General features: G+C 66.1%; 12 protein-coding genes. 10 read left to right on the top strand and 2 right to left on the bottom strand.

Going from position 1 to position 14,262, the window contains the following annotated elements; genetic code table 11:
- The first annotated feature begins 48 nt into the window (after positions 1-48).
- From QA640_RS28925 to QA640_RS28880, 10 genes are all read left to right on the top strand, one after another.
- On the top strand, positions 49-1,443 hold the full coding sequence (locus tag QA640_RS28925; protein WP_283036274.1) for a hypothetical protein: 1,395 nt from the start codon (positions 49-51) through the stop codon (positions 1,441-1,443).
- 104 nt (positions 1,444-1,547) lie between these two features.
- Positions 1,548-1,817 (top strand): hypothetical protein, encoded by a 270-nt coding sequence (locus QA640_RS28920; RefSeq protein WP_283036273.1) that lies wholly within the window; start codon positions 1,548-1,550, stop codon positions 1,815-1,817.
- A 132-nt stretch (positions 1,818-1,949) separates the two neighbouring features.
- Complete coding sequence (ccmI, locus tag QA640_RS28915; protein WP_283036272.1) at positions 1,950-3,056, top strand: c-type cytochrome biogenesis protein CcmI; 1,107 nt, start codon at positions 1,950-1,952, stop codon at positions 3,054-3,056.
- Between the two features lie 31 nt (positions 3,057-3,087).
- Positions 3,088-3,591: a cytochrome c maturation protein CcmE gene (gene ccmE / locus QA640_RS28910; protein WP_283036271.1), complete on the top strand. Its 504-nt coding sequence runs from the start codon at positions 3,088-3,090 to the stop codon at positions 3,589-3,591.
- Complete coding sequence (locus QA640_RS28905) at positions 3,588-5,570, top strand: heme lyase CcmF/NrfE family subunit (RefSeq protein ID WP_283036270.1); 1,983 nt, start codon at positions 3,588-3,590, stop codon at positions 5,568-5,570. The genes ccmE and QA640_RS28905 overlap by 4 nt, the downstream gene beginning before the upstream one ends.
- Before the next feature lie 5 nt (positions 5,571-5,575).
- Complete coding sequence (locus QA640_RS28900) at positions 5,576-6,055, top strand: cytochrome c-type biogenesis protein (protein WP_283036269.1); 480 nt, start codon at positions 5,576-5,578, stop codon at positions 6,053-6,055.
- A 238-nt stretch (positions 6,056-6,293) separates the two neighbouring features.
- The gene (locus QA640_RS28895; protein ID WP_283036268.1) at positions 6,294-7,871 is read left to right on the top strand and encodes a Do family serine endopeptidase; all 1,578 of its coding nucleotides are present in this window, start codon (positions 6,294-6,296) and stop codon (positions 7,869-7,871) included.
- Between the two features lie 271 nt (positions 7,872-8,142).
- The gene (locus QA640_RS28890; RefSeq protein WP_254105763.1) at positions 8,143-8,823 is read left to right on the top strand and encodes a response regulator transcription factor; all 681 of its coding nucleotides are present in this window, start codon (positions 8,143-8,145) and stop codon (positions 8,821-8,823) included.
- A complete protein-coding gene (locus QA640_RS28885; RefSeq protein WP_283036267.1) occupies positions 8,807-10,273 on the top strand; it encodes an ATP-binding protein in 1,467 nt (488 codons plus the stop codon). The genes QA640_RS28890 and QA640_RS28885 overlap by 17 nt, the downstream gene beginning before the upstream one ends.
- Complete coding sequence (locus QA640_RS28880) at positions 10,270-13,236, top strand: bifunctional [glutamine synthetase] adenylyltransferase/[glutamine synthetase]-adenylyl-L-tyrosine phosphorylase (protein WP_283036266.1); 2,967 nt, start codon at positions 10,270-10,272, stop codon at positions 13,234-13,236. Before QA640_RS28885 ends, QA640_RS28880 begins: the two co-directional genes overlap by 4 nt.
- Here QA640_RS28880 and QA640_RS28875 read toward each other — a convergent pair.
- Positions 13,211-13,444: a formate dehydrogenase subunit delta gene (locus QA640_RS28875; RefSeq protein WP_283036265.1), complete on the bottom strand. Its 234-nt coding sequence runs from the start codon at positions 13,442-13,444 to the stop codon at positions 13,211-13,213. The genes QA640_RS28880 and QA640_RS28875 overlap by 26 nt on opposite strands.
- Positions 13,434-14,258 (bottom strand): formate dehydrogenase accessory sulfurtransferase FdhD, encoded by an 825-nt coding sequence (gene fdhD / locus QA640_RS28870; RefSeq protein ID WP_283036264.1) that lies wholly within the window; start codon positions 14,256-14,258, stop codon positions 13,434-13,436. The genes QA640_RS28875 and fdhD overlap by 11 nt, the downstream gene beginning before the upstream one ends.
- Positions 14,259-14,262 lie beyond the last annotated feature (4 nt).

Genomic DNA, 14,262 nt, shown 5'->3' with positions numbered 1-14,262 from the left:
CGCCCGGACGCATCCCTCGTCCGCCACAAGACCGTGCATAACGGGCGCATGAGCCAGACATCGATCGAGCGGCTGAGAGACTATCTCGCGCAGCTCCCGCCGCAGTCACAGGCGCTGCTGATGCGGGAGTTCGAGCGTGCGCTGGAGCGCGGCCAGGACACGGCGGTGGCCACCCTCGTGCTCGAGCAGCTGCGCAAGATCGTGCGCAAGACCGAGGTCGACGAAGATGCTGCGCCGCGCACGGAGGATCTGTCGCGGCTGCTTTATCAGCCGCTGGAACCGTTCCTCGTCGAGGCCGGCATTCCGGTCCGCCTCGGACAGATCCGCCGCTCCTCCCTGCTGCCGATCTGGCAATGGCTCGGCCGCGATGGTGCTCCTGACAAGGTGAGTGAGCTCGACGCCGCGCTTTCCCGCCTGCCGGCCGGCGACAGTGGTGAGGCTCTGGCCCTGAAAATCCAGGCGGTCGCGGCCGATGCGATTTTCGAGCTGACGGGGCCTGGCGGCGGCGACAAGTCGCGCGCGCTTGCCCGCGTCGGCCCGCCCAACGTCATCGAGGATCTCTACTCGGTCGGTGCCGTGCTCGGGGTTCGCGAGGCGATCGCGAGTCTCAATGAAAAGCTGCCGCGTTTCCTGCGTGTTTTCGGCGATTCCCAGATCGCGGCGGTGACGGCCGCGCTCAACGTTCCCGTCCTCCAGACGCCGCAGATGCTGCCGTTTGCCCTGTCGATGGTGGTCCAGCGGCTGACGGCGCCCTGGCAGATCATCCGCCTCGCCATCAAGATGGCAGCCTCCGACGACGAGATCCGCGTCGCCGCGACGCCGTTCGGCGTGGCGGTCACCATGGCCCTGCATGACCTGTCCTGTCTCGCTGCCATGCTGCGGCTCGACATCAAGCGCGGCCGCTTTGACAACATCGCCGAGAACCTCAAGGCGCTGCATGACGGCGTGCGCGGATTGCGTACCGAACTCGACCTGCGCAACGATTCCGCCTGGGGCAAGCAGCTGACCTCGATCCGTGCCGATATCTCCAACGCGCTGCAATCGGAGATCGACAGCGTGCCGGGCCGTGTCCGCCGCATCCTGCGCCAGCGCGCGGAGAAGGACATTCCGCCGGGCGCCCGCGTCGACAGCACCGAGGTCGAGGAAACCGCCGCGCTGATCGACTTCGTCGCGACCTGCCGCAACTATGCCAGCGAGCTTGCGATCAACGAGGTGACGCTTCGCACCTATTCGGACCTCCAGCAATATGTGGAGCGGTCGACGGAATCGCTGGTGCAGTCGCTGCGCGCCGCCGACCACAAGGTCCGGGCCTATCGTCAGCAGCAGATGGCCGCCGCGATCCGTTTCTGCGAAGTGCTGTTCGGCGACGATTATGCCTCGCTGATGAGCCGGGCAGCCGAAAGCGCGCTGACGGGCGAGCGCAAATCCTCGCGCGCCGGCTAGCTCCGGCGAAACTTATCTTCCCTACAATTTCTGATTGATAAAGGCCGGTGGTGACGAACGTACGGCCCTGCGAGCAAGTTTTTGGAATTTCTATTTGTGGTCGCATGAAACCCGTCATCAGCTTTGTGGAGGTTGAGAACCGCGTAATCTCGGCGATCTATCGAAGATTGATGGTCAGGGCGAAGGTGATGCTGGTCGAAACGATGAGCGGCCGGCAATTGCCGGATCCGGTTGCGACGATCGCCTCTCTCGTTCCCGTCGGCGCGGTGTGGATCAGGCTGCCCGATACGGTGAAGCCCGGAACCTATTTCCTGGAGGCCCTGAACGGGCATGGTCAGGACGCAGCCCGGAGCGCGGATATCGAGATCGCCTAAGCCATTGGATTCCTTCCCTTTCGGCTCCAAGCCTCGTCGCGCCAAATTGACAATTGTCAATTGCCGCGCCGCTTCAGCGTGGTGTAAAGCCACCTGAGAGGCGCGAACGACGCGCTGCCGGAAGCTTGCTCGATGACGCTATGGTTCGTGTTCGCGCTGATGACGGTCGCGGCGATTTTCGCCGTGCTCTGGCCGCTCGGCCGTGGCGGCCGCGCGCAGAGCGGAGGCAGCGAGGTTGCCGTTTACAAGGACCAGCTTGTCGAGATCGAGCGTGATCTTGCCGCAGGCTTGATCGCGGCGCCGGAGGCGGAGGCCGCGCGGGTCGAGATCGGCCGCCGGTTGCTCGCCGCGGCCGGCAGCGAGCCTGCGCCGGACGGCGGGTCGAGCCTGACATGGCGCCGCGCGGCGGCCGTGCTGGCGCTGATCGGCCTGCCGCTGGTCGCGATCCTCGTCTACGTCCCGCTTGGCTCGCCAAGGCTGCACGACTTTCCACTGGCGCAGCGCGATCGCGCGCCCGGTATGCAGCAATCGCTCGAGAACATGGTGGCGCAGGTCGAGCAGCACCTCGAGAAAAATCCGACCGACGGGCGCGGCTGGAACGTGCTTGCGCCGGTGCTGGAGCGGCTCGGCCGCTATGATGAAGCCGTGCGCGCCTATCGCAATTCGCTCACCTATAATGGCGAAAGCGCGGAGCGAAGGTCGGATCTCGGCGAGGCGCTTTTGGCTGCCGCCGGTGGCGTCGTGACGGCTGAAGCCAAGGCGGAGTTCGAGCGCGCGCACGCGCTCGATGCAGGGGAGCCGAAGGCGAACTATTTCCTCGGTCTTGCCGCCGAGCAGGACGGCCGCAAGGCTGATGCGGCTGCGATCTGGCGCAGAGTGCTGGCGAAAGCGCCGCCGGACGCGCCGTGGCGTGCGCTCGTGCAATCGTCGCTGGCGCGGGTCGGCGGCGGCAGCGCCGCGCCCGCGCTCTCGGACGATACGATCGCAGCGGCCAAGGAGATGAGCGAAGGCGACCGCGGCGCGATGATCCGCGGCATGGTCGATCGGCTCGCCAATCGGCTCAAGCAGAACGGCGATGACGTCGACGGCTGGCTGCGCCTCGTGCGCGCATACGTCGTGATGGGCGAGCGCGACAAGGCGAGGGGCGCGCTCAGCGATGCCCGCGAGGCGGTGGCCAACGACGCCGAACGGCTGCGCCAGCTCAATGAAGGTCTGAAGAATCTCGGGCTCGACGGATGACGATCGCAGGAAGGGCGCAAAGAGGCCAGCCATGACGCGCAAGCAGCGACGTATGACCATCATCGGCGGGTCGCTCGCCGTGCTCGCGCTCGCCGCAGCATTGGTGCTGAACGCGCTGCGGGACTCCATCGTGTTCTTCTCCACCCCGACCATGGTCGCGGAGAAGCACATCGCGCCGGGCAAGCGGTTTCGCCTCGGCGGCCTGGTACAGCCGGGCTCGCTGCAACGTGGCGACGATCTCGCAGTGACCTTTGAAGTGGCCGACGGCAGCGCCAAGCTGCCGGTCGCCTACAAGGGCATCCTGCCCGATTTGTTCCGCGAAGGGCAGGGCGTCGTCGCCGAAGGCGCGCTTGACGCGAGCGGCGTGTTCAAGGCCGACACCGTGCTGGCCAAGCATGACGAGACCTACATGCCCAAGGACGTTGCCGACGCCCTGAAGAAGCAGGGGCACTGGAAGGACGATTACGGCGCCAAGAACAACGCGACGCCAGCGGCAACGACCGCGCAAGGCAATCCACAGGGAGCCGTGCGGTGATCGCGGAATCCGGACACTATGCCCTGGTGCTCGCGCTTGGTCTCGCGCTGATCCAGTCCTTCGTGCCGCTGATCGGTGCGCGGCTGCGCGACCCCGCACTGATGAACGTCGCGCGCTCCACGGCGCTGGCCCAATTGCTGTTCGTCGGCGCGTCCTTCGTCGCGCTCGTCACCTTGCACGTCACCTCGGATTTCTCCGTCGCCAACGTCTACGAGAATTCCCACTCGATGAAGCCGCTGATCTACAAGATCACCGGTGTGTGGGGAAACCATGAAGGCTCGATGCTGTTATGGGTGTCGATCCTGGCGCTGTTCGGCGGGCTCGTCGCCGCTTTCGGCAACAACCTGCCGCTGTCGCTGCGCGCGCATGTGCTCGCCATGCAGGCGTGGGTCGCGAGCGCCTTCTATCTCTTCATCCTGATCACCTCGAACCCGTTCCTTCGCATAGCCAATCCGCCGATCGAGGGGCGCGACCTCAATCCGGTGCTTCAGGATATCGGCCTCGCCGTGCATCCGCCGATGCTCTATCTCGGCTATGTCGGCTTCTCGATCTCGTTCTCGTTTGCGATCGCGGCGCTGATCGAGGGCCGGATCGACGCGGCCTGGGCGCGCTGGGTGCGGCCATGGACGCTCCTTGCCTGGATCTTCCTGACGCTCGGCATCGCCATGGGCTCCTACTGGGCCTATTACGAACTCGGCTGGGGCGGCTGGTGGTTCTGGGATCCGGTTGAAAACGCCTCGCTGATGCCGTGGCTCGCCGGCACCGCGTTGCTGCATTCGGCGCTGGTGATGGAGAAGCGCAACGCGCTGAAGGTCTGGACCATCCTGCTGTCGATCCTGACCTTCTCGCTGTCGCTGCTCGGCACGTTCCTGGTGCGCTCGGGGGTGCTCACCTCCGTGCATGCCTTCGCCAGCGATCCGACGCGCGGAGTCTTCATCCTGCTGATCCTCTGCGTCTTCATCGGCGGCAGTCTCAGCCTCTACGCCGCCCGCGTATCCTCGCTGAAGCAGGGCGGGCTGTTCGCACCGATCTCGCGCGAGGGCGCGCTGGTGCTGAACAACCTCTTCCTCACCACGGCCTGCGCGACCGTGCTGGTCGGAACGCTCTATCCGCTCGGGCTGGAGGTTTTGACCGGCGAAAAGATCTCGGTCGGCGCGCCGTTCTTCAATCTCACCTTCGGACCGCTGTTCGTGCCGTTGCTGATCGCCGTTCCCTTTGGTCCGATGCTGGCGTGGAAGCGTGGCGATCTGCTCGGCGCCGCGCAGCGACTGCTGGCCGCCGGTATCGTCGCGCTGCTGGCGCTGGCGCTGGTGTGGGCCTGGGCGCATGGCGGCAGTGCGCTTGCGCCTCCGGCCATCGCGCTCGCGGTGTTTGTGATTCTCGGCGCGGTGACCGATCTCGTCGAACGCGTCGGCCTGTTCCGCGCACCGTTCGGAACGGCGGTGCGCCGTGCGCGCGGACTGCCGCGCTCGGTCTGGGGCACGGCCTTCGCACATGCCGGTCTCGGCGTCGCGCTGATCGGCATCGTCTGCGAGTCCACCTGGAACAGCGAATATATCGGCACCATGAAGCCGGACGATGTTGCGCACGTTGCTGGCTATGAATTGAAGCTCGACGGATTGTTCCAGCGGCAGGGTCCGAATTTCCGCGAGATGATCGCGCGGTTCGACGTCAGCCGCGACGGCGAGGCGCTCAGCGCGATGACACCATCGAAGCGGAGCTTCACCACGCGCGGCTCCTCGACCACTGAAGCCGCGCTCCTGACCCGCGGCGCGAGCCAACTCTACATCTCGCTCGGCGACGTCACCACGGAAGGCGCGATCGCCGTTCGCATTTATCACAAGCCGCTTGTGCTGCTGATCTGGTGGGGGCCGGTGCTGATGGCGTTCGGCGGCGTGCTGTCGCTGTCTGATCGCCGCTTGCGGGTTGGCGCGCCAAAGCCGGCGCGCGCGCAGCCGCGCTTGCAGCCGGCGGAGTGAAGCCGATGCGCAGGTTGATTGCAGCGATTCTTGCGCTTGCACTTTTGGGGCTGCCGGCGGCCTATGCCGTGCAGCCTGACGAGATCATGGCGGACCCGGCGAAAGAGGCGCGGGCGCGCGAATTGTCGCGCGAACTCCGCTGCATGGTCTGCCAGAACCAGTCGATCGACGACTCCGAGGCACCACTTGCGCGCGACCTGCGCCTCTTGGTGCGGGAGCGGATCGCGGCCGGCGACAGCAATGCCCAGGTGATCGACTTCCTGGTGGCACGGTATGGCGAGTTCGTGCTCCTGAAGCCACGCTTCGAGCGAGAGACCTTGCTGCTGTGGCTGCTCACGCCGCTCGCGTTGGGCGCCGGCGGCCTGGCGCTCTGGCTGCAGATTCGTCGCCGCGGGCAGGGCAGTGCGGAGGTGACCCCGCCGCTCACCCCTGACGAGGAGGCGAAGCTCGCCGAACTCCTGTCCGACCGGGCGAAATCGGGTTAGGCGTTCGCGTGTCGTGCAGGACCAGAAAGGGAAGCGTCCGTTGCCGTTCGCGGCACCTCTTAAGCTCCTGCAAAAACATGTTTTTTTGCCTGCGATAAACTGCCGCAGGTATTTGCGGCTTCATTACAAAAGTTTAACCCCACCGCCAGCGCGTTGTAAGGCGCAAATCCCCATCTTCAGGCCGTAAGGCGTTGCCCTAGCAGCGCCAAAAGGAATTCAAGGCCCTGGAGATCCCTGCATGACCGAACGTCACGACCTTTCGTCCTTCCCGTCGTACCGGCAGCCCCGCCGGTCGCTGCTTGGTGCCCGCAAACTCGCGCTGATGGCCTCGGTGGTCGCTGGCCTGGGCGTTGCCGTCTATGGCTTCAGCCCGTCGACGTCGCCGTCCGATCTGTTCTCGAGCCCGGCGCATGCGCAGGTCAACACGGAGGTCCGCAAGGTCGAACGTCCGATCGGATTTGCCGACATTGTCGAACGGGTCAAACCCTCGGTGATCTCGGTGAAGGTCAACATCAAGGAGAAGACCGCGAGCAACGATGACAGCGATGATTCGCCGTTCCAGCCGGGCTCGCCGATGGAGCGCTTCTTCCGCCGCTTCGGTGGGCAGGATGGGATTCCCGGCCTGCGCGGACCGCGCGGCGGCGGGCGTGCCATCACCGGCCAGGGCTCGGGCTTCTTCATCTCGGCCGACGGCTTTGCCGTGACCAACAACCACGTGGTCGACGGCGCGGACAAGGTCGAGGTGACGACCGACGACGGCAAGACCTACAGCGCCAAGGTGATCGGCACCGATCAGCGCACCGACCTGGCACTGATCAAGGTCGAGGGCGGCTCCAACTTCGCGTTCGCAAAGCTGTCCGATGGCAAGCCGCGGATCGGCGACTGGGTACTGGCGGTCGGCAATCCCTTCGGCCTCGGCGGCACCGTGACTGCCGGTATCGTCTCGGCCAGCGGCCGCGACATCGGCAACGGTCCGTATGACGATTTCATCCAGATCGACGCGCCCGTGAACAAGGGCAACTCCGGCGGCCCGGCCTTCAACACCGACGGCGAGGTGATGGGCGTCAACACCGCGATCTTTTCGCCCTCCGGCGGCAGCGTCGGCATCGCGTTCTCGATTCCGGCCGCGACCGTGAAGAGCGTGGTCGCCCAGCTCAAGGACAGGGGCTCGGTCAGCCGCGGCTGGATCGGCGTGCAGATCCAGCCCGTGACTTCGGACATCGCCGACAGCCTCGGCATGAAGAAGGCCGAAGGCGCCCTGGTGGCGGAGCCGCAGGCCAACGGTCCGGCGGCGAAGGCCGGCATCGAGTCCGGCGACGTCATCACCTCGGTCAACGGCGAGCCCGTCAAGGACGCCCGTGAGCTCGCCCGCACCATCGGCGGTATGGCGCCAGGTGCGACCGTGAAGCTCAACGTGCTGCACAAGGGTCAGGACAAGGTCGTGAACCTCACCCTCGGCCAGTTGCCGAACACGGTCGAGGCAAAGGCCGATACCGACAATGACAACAGCAAGGCGCCGACCCGCGGCACCGATGTGCCGAAGCTCGGCATGACGGTTGCCCCGGCCAACAGCGTGGCCGGCGCCGGCAAGGACGGCGTCGTTGTCACCGAGGTCGATCCGAAGAGCGCCGCAGCCGAGCGCGGCTTCAAGGAAGGCGACGTGATTCTCGAGGTCGCCGGCAAGAGCGTTAGCACCGCTGGCGACGTGCGCGAAGCCATCAACGCGGCGCGCACCGACAACAAGAACAGCGTCCTGATGCGCGTGAAGAGCGGCGGCCAGTCGCGCTTCGTCGCAGTCCCACTCGCCAAGGGCTGAGGATCAGGAGGCCTTACGAGATGAAGGGAGCCGCCGGCATCAGTCGCCCCCGCCGCGGGCCCCCTTCAGGGGAGCGGAGTAATTCCGCTTCCCCATCCTACCTTCCGGTGGAATACGCCCCCCTCCGTCGGAAGGGCCTAAGGGCGGTGAGGTCCCCCAGCTTCACCGCCCGCTCTTTTCCCGGTTCGAGAATCTTCCGCTCCGCTTGCATGCGATTGCCGACCGCGCCATGTTGAAAGGGCTGACCTCCTTGACCGCCGCCGACCGCACGATGCGCCTCCTCATCATCGAAGACGACCGCGAATCCGCCGACTATCTCGTCAAGGCGTTTCGCGAAGTCGGTCACATCGCCGACCACGCCTCCGACGGCGAGGAAGGCCTCGCCATGGCCGAGAGCGGCGACTACGACGTGCTGGTGGTCGACCGCATGCTGCCCAAGCGCGACGGCCTGTCGCTGATTGGCGCCCTGCGTGAAAAGGGCGATTCGTCGCCGGTGCTGATTCTCTCCGCGCTCGGCCAGGTCGACGACCGCATCAAGGGCCTGCGTGCCGGCGGCGACGACTACCTTCCCAAACCGTACTCGTTCGCCGAGCTGCTCGCGCGCGTCGAGGTGCTGTCGCGCCGCCGCGGCGGTCCCGCCGAAGACACGGTCTATCGCGTCGGCGATCTCGAGCTCGACCGGCTCTCCCACCGCGTTGCCCGCGGCAAGGACGAGCTGACGCTCCAGCCGCGTGAGTTCCGGCTGCTCGAATATCTGATGAAGCATGCGGGGCAGGTGGTGACGCGCACCATGCTGCTGGAAAACGTCTGGGACTATCATTTCGATCCGCAAACCAATGTGATCGACGTGCACATTTCGCGGCTGCGCTCCAAGATCGACAAGGGTTTCGATCGGCCGCTGCTGCACACGATCCGCGGCGCGGGATACATGATCCGTGACGGCATTCGGTAAGCTGATCCGCACCACGGCGTTCCGGCTGACGCTGGTCTATCTGTTTTTGTTCGCGATATTCGCGGCGTCGCTGCTTGGTTATTTCGCCTGGAATACGCGGCGACTGATCACCGAAGAGATCACGCAGACGGTGAATGCCGAGACCTCGGAGATCAACGAGATCTACGGCCGCCGCGGCATGTTTGGCCTCGTGCGAACGATCGAATATCGGGCGCTGCGCCCGGGCGCGAACCTCTATCTCGTAACCACCCCGACAGGGCAGGCGGTTGCCGGCAATGTCGGCTCGCTCGCGCCCGGCGTGATGGCGACCCGTGGCTGGTCCGAGACCGCCTACCGGCGGATCGAGGATACCGATGATCGCGACCATCGCGCGCTCGTTCGGGTCACCGAATTGGAGAACGGCTTCCGGCTACTGATCGGCCGCGACCTGGCCGAGCGGCGGCGCCTGTTCGGCATCGTCGCCAAGGCCGCGCAATGGTCGATCCTGATCGTCGTCGTGCTTGGACTCGGCGGCGGCGTGTTCGTCGCGCGCCGCGTGCTCAGGCGCATCGATGCGATGAGCGGCACGGCGCATCGCATCATGACCGGCGATCTGAGCGAGCGACTGCCGGTGGGACGCAGTGGCGACGAGCTCGACCGGCTCGCGGAAAATCTCAATGCCATGCTGGAGCGGATCGAGGCGCTGATGGCAGGCTTGAAGGAGGTCTCCGACAACATCGCCCACGACCTCAAGACGCCGCTGACGCGCCTGCGCAACCGCGCCGAGGAGGCGCTGGCGAAATCCGGCTGCGAGGCCGACTACCGTGCGGCGCTGGAACGGACCATCGAGGAATCGGACGGGCTGATCCGCACCTTCAATGCGCTGTTGATGATCGCCCGCGCCGAATCCGGCCAGGCGCGCGGCAACATGGACGATTTCGACGCCTCCGACGTCGCCAACGGCATCCACGAGCTCTACGAGCCGCTCGCCGAGGACGACGGCATGACCTTGAAGGTGAAGGCCGAGCCGGCGCCGGTGCACGGCAACCGCGAGCTGATCAGCCAGGCGCTCGCCAATCTCGTCGAGAACGCGATCAAATACGGCAAGCCGGCCGCGCAGTCCTCGGGAACCGTCGTCAGCATGGATAGCCGTCAGATCCTCATCGAGGCGAGGCGCGAGGGCGACCACGTGCTGCTCAGCGTCACCGATCGCGGCCCCGGAATTCCGGAAGGCGATCGCAAGCACGCCGTCGAGCGTTTCGTGCGGCTGGAGGCGAGCCGGACGCTTCCGGGCTCGGGCCTCGGCCTCAGTCTCGCCGCCGCGGTCGCAACGCTGCATGGCGGTGAGCTGAAGCTGGGCGATGCCCATCCCGGTCTCATCGCGACGCTGGTCCTGCCCGTTCGCGCTAGCGGCAGCGACAGGGTTGCTCCCCCGATACCGGATGTGCCACAGAAACAGAAGGTGGCATGAATCTCTCCGCGCCGGGAAACGCGGACAAGCATGCTGGGAGTCTGACCGCGCGCTTCGCGGAAGGCCCGCATGTTGCCGCTTCCGCCACCGCCGAACAACGTCTTCGCGACTGGCTCGCCGAGCTCGAGCCGCAGCAAAGGGCTGCGATCGAAGCGCTGCTCGATCGTCCCTTTGTGCGTCCGATCCTGGCCGGCATCGCTGAATTCTCACCCTATCTGTTCGACCTGATCCGCAGCGATCCGGCGCGACTGATCCGGCTGCTTGCGTGTGATCCCGATGCACATCTGGCGTCGCTGATCGACGACGGCAGACGTGCCGTGCTCGCCGCATCCGCCGAAGCCGAGGTGATGCGGTTGCTTCGCCGCATGAAATCGGAGGCGGCGCTGCTGATCGCGCTCTGCGATATCGGCGGCGTTTGGCCGGTGATGCGGGTGACGGCGGCATTGACCGACGTCGCGGTGTCCTCGGTCCAGACAGCGCTCCAATTCCTGCTGCGGCAGGACGCCGCACGCGGCAAGCTGGTGACGGCCAATCCGGAAGCTCCGGAAGAGGGCTGCGGCCTGATCGTGCTGGCGATGGGCAAGATGGGCGCTGGCGAGCTGAACTATTCCAGCGACATCGACCTGATCGTGTTCTTCGATCCGGACGCCACCACGCTTGCGCCCGACATCGAGCCGCAGCCGTTCTTCGTGCGCGTGACGCAGGGGCTCGCGCGCCTGCTGCAACAGCGCACCTATGACGGCTACGTGTTCCGCGTCGATCTGCGGCTGCGTCCCGATCCATCCTCGACCCAGGTTGCGATCTCGCGCGACGCCGCGCTGCATTACTACGAGCGGGAAGGGCGCACATGGGAGCGCGCGGCCATGATCAAGGCCTGCGCCTGCGCCGGGGACCTGAAAGCAGGCGAAGCGCTGCTCGCCGACATCGCGCCGTTTGTCTGGCGCAAGCATCTCGACTTCGCGGCGCTCGCCGACGTCCACGACATGAAGCGGCAGATGCAGACCTATCGCGGCCAGAGTGAGGTCGCCGTCGAAGGCCATAACGTGAAGGTGGGACGTGGCGGCATTCGTGAGATCGAGTTCTTCGCCCAGACCCAGCAATTGATCGCCGGGGGCCGTCATCCCGCATTGCGGGTGCGTCCAACGCTTTCCGCCCTAGACGTGCTCGCCAGCAGCAACTGGATCACCTATCAGGCGCGCGACGAGCTGACGGCGGCTTACCATTTCCTGCGACGAATCGAGCATCGCCTGCAAATGATCGCCGATGAGCAGACCCACGCGCTGCCTGACGACAAGGAGGCGGTGGAGCGTTTTGCCTGGTTTTTCGGCTATGAGAGCCGCGAGGCTCTCGCGCAGGACCTGTTGCGCCAGCTCGGGATCGTCCAGGGTCACTACGAAAAACTGTTCGAGGGCGATCCGACCGGCACCGCCAAGCTGCCGGCGATCGACTATGGTGCGGGTCCCGACGATGCGCGCCTGTTGCAGCACCTGGTGACGCTCGCCTTCAAGAAGCCCGCCACTGTTGCACAGACGGTGCGCGACTGGATCACCGGCGATTACCGCGTGTTCCGTAACGAGGCGACTCGCGGCGCCTTCGTCGAATTCGTGCCTGCCCTGATCGACGGCCTTGCCCATGCCGAGGAGCCGGACCGCGCCGTCGTGGCGTTCGATCATTTCCTGCAGGCCTTGCAGCGCGGCGGGCGGCTGATCACGCTGCTCAGCCAGAACCGGGATCTCGTCGCCCTTGTGGCGCTGGTGCTGGGGGCCGCTCCGCGGCTCGGCGAGATGCTGGCCCGGCAACCGCAATTGATGGACGGCCTGATCGATCCGCGCTTCTTCGGCGCCATGCCTGACAGGCAGGAGTTGTCCGCGCGGCTTGCGGCCACGGTGCGCGATGCGGATTCCTATGAGGAGTTCCTCGACCGGCTGCGCCTGTTCGGGCAGGAGAGCCTGTTCCTGATCGGCACCCGCATCCTCTCCGGCACGGTTTCTGCGCAACAGGCGAGCACCGCCTTCGCCGACGTCGCGGAGGGCATCGTGCACACAGTGCACGGACTGGTCGCAGATCGCTTCGCCGCCCAGCATGGCCGGATCAACGGGCAGGAGACCGCGATCATCGCCATGGGCCGGCTCGGCAGCCGCGAGATGACGGCATCCTCCGACCTCGACCTGATCCTGCTCTATGATTTCGACGGCGAGAATCCTGACTCGGACGGACCGAGGTCGCTCCAGGGCGCGCATTATTTCGCGCGCTTCACCCAGCGCCTGATCAGCGCCTTCACGACGCGGACCAATTACGGCGTGCTCTACGAGATCGACATGCGGCTGCGTCCCTCGGGCCGCGCAGGCCCGGTGGCCTCCAGCATCGCCTCCTTCGCCGATTATCAGGCGCGCGAGGCCTGGACCTGGGAGCACATGGCGCTGACGCGCGCCCGCGTCGTGTCGGCTTCGCCGGAATTCCGTGCGCGGATCGAGACCGTCATCCGCGAGGTGCTGACGCGGCGGCGTGATCCCGTCACGATTGCCAACGACGTCGCCGACATGCGCCGCGCGATCGCACAGGAGAAGGGCGAGACCGACTATTGGGACCTCAAATATGCCGCCGGCGGCATGGTCGATATCGACTTCATTGCGCAATATCTCCAGCTCGTCCACGCGCACGACAAGCCGGGGATTCTCGACGTCTCGACCATGCAGGTGCTGGAGAATGCGGCGAGGCTCGGGGTGCTGGCGCAGTCGGAGACCGAGTGCCTGCGCGCGGCGGCGCGGCTCTATCACGATCTGACCCAGATCCTGCGCCTCTGCGTCAGCGACCGCTTCAAGCCGGAGACGGCTGGCGTCGACCTTCTGCGCGTGATGGCGCGGGCTGGCGACGCGCCGGATTTCTCGTCGCTCGAAGCCCGCGTGAAGGAGACGCAGGGCGAGGTGCGGCGCGTGTTCAAGGCGCTGTTGGAAGGGCAGTAGCCTGCTTGAGTGCCGCGATGGCCTCGCGGACGTCGGGCTCCAGCCCGGCGCCGCCGGCGTCGAGGTGCGCGAAGATCGCGCGCTTCATCCGGGGATCCCAGAATTTCTTGATGTGCTCGGCGATCCCCGGCACGGCCTTGTCATGGCCCTGGCTATGGAAGAATTTGCCGATCTGATTGGCCATGTAGATCAAGCGGTCAGGCGACATCGGCAACCTCCGTGGCACGGCGGGCCACGCGGCCGCCATGCGTGAACACTTCAAACCCGTCCTGCCTGGCGATGGCAACCAGCGTGATGCCGGCGGCTTCTGCGGTGCGCACGGCAAGCGCAGTGGGTGCGGAGACCGCGACCACCACCGGCGTACCGATCGCAGCCGTCTTCTGCACCATCTCCACCGAGACGCGGCTCGTCAGCAGCACCATGCCGCCGCTCGCATCCGTGCGGCTGCGCGCCAGCGCGCCGGCAAGCTTGTCGAGCGCGTTGTGGCGGCCGACGTCCTCGCGCAGCGCGACGATGCCGCGGGCAGGGGACCAGAACGCGGCGGCATGCACGGCGCGGGTCTGCATGTTGATCGCTTGGAGGGAAGCGATGCCCTGCATCGCCGTCATGATCTGGTCCGGTGTGAAGGTCTGCCCCTGCGGCACGATGGCCGCTGGGCGCACGGCTTGCGCGATCGATTCGATGCCACAGATGCCGCAACCGGTGGGGCCCGCGATGTGGCGCCGCCGCTCGCTCATGCGACCGGCATCTTCCGAGGCCAGCCACATCCGGAGCTCGATGCCGTCATCGAGGCGAACCACCTCGAGGGACTGGATATCGTCGGCGGATTTGACGATGCCTTCGCTCAAGCTGAAGCCGACTGCGAAGTCTTCGAGATTTTGCGGCGTTCCCATCATGACGGCATAAGTGCCGCCATTGTAGGTCAGCGCGATCGGCGTTTCCTCCGGGATCAGCCGTGTCCCGCCGGAGGCCGCCCCGTCGCGCCAGCTCTCCCGATCAATCGCCTGGACCGCCACGTGCATGGGC

The sequence above is a fragment of the Bradyrhizobium sp. CB82 genome (assembly GCF_029714405.1).
Lineage (GTDB): Bacteria > Pseudomonadota > Alphaproteobacteria > Rhizobiales > Xanthobacteraceae > Bradyrhizobium.
This window is presented reverse-complemented; position numbering and strand designations above follow the sequence as displayed.

Coding starts and splice junctions, on each gene's coding strand:
- QA640_RS28925 (WP_283036274.1), top strand. CDS start 49: ATGAGCCAGACATCGATCGAGCGGCTGAGAGACTATCTCGCGCAGCTC.
- QA640_RS28920 (WP_283036273.1), top strand. CDS start 1,548: ATGAAACCCGTCATCAGCTTTGTGGAGGTTGAGAACCGCGTAATCTCG.
- ccmI (WP_283036272.1), top strand. CDS start 1,950: ATGACGCTATGGTTCGTGTTCGCGCTGATGACGGTCGCGGCGATTTTC.
- ccmE (WP_283036271.1), top strand. CDS start 3,088: ATGACGCGCAAGCAGCGACGTATGACCATCATCGGCGGGTCGCTCGCC.
- QA640_RS28900 (WP_283036269.1), top strand. CDS start 5,576: ATGCGCAGGTTGATTGCAGCGATTCTTGCGCTTGCACTTTTGGGGCTG.
- QA640_RS28895 (WP_283036268.1), top strand. CDS start 6,294: ATGACCGAACGTCACGACCTTTCGTCCTTCCCGTCGTACCGGCAGCCC.
- QA640_RS28890 (WP_254105763.1), top strand. CDS start 8,143: ATGCGCCTCCTCATCATCGAAGACGACCGCGAATCCGCCGACTATCTC.
- QA640_RS28880 (WP_283036266.1), top strand. CDS start 10,270: ATGAATCTCTCCGCGCCGGGAAACGCGGACAAGCATGCTGGGAGTCTG.
- QA640_RS28875 (WP_283036265.1), bottom strand. CDS start 13,444: ATGTCGCCTGACCGCTTGATCTACATGGCCAATCAGATCGGCAAATTC.
- fdhD (WP_283036264.1), bottom strand. CDS start 14,258: ATGCACGTGGCGGTCCAGGCGATTGATCGGGAGAGCTGGCGCGACGGG.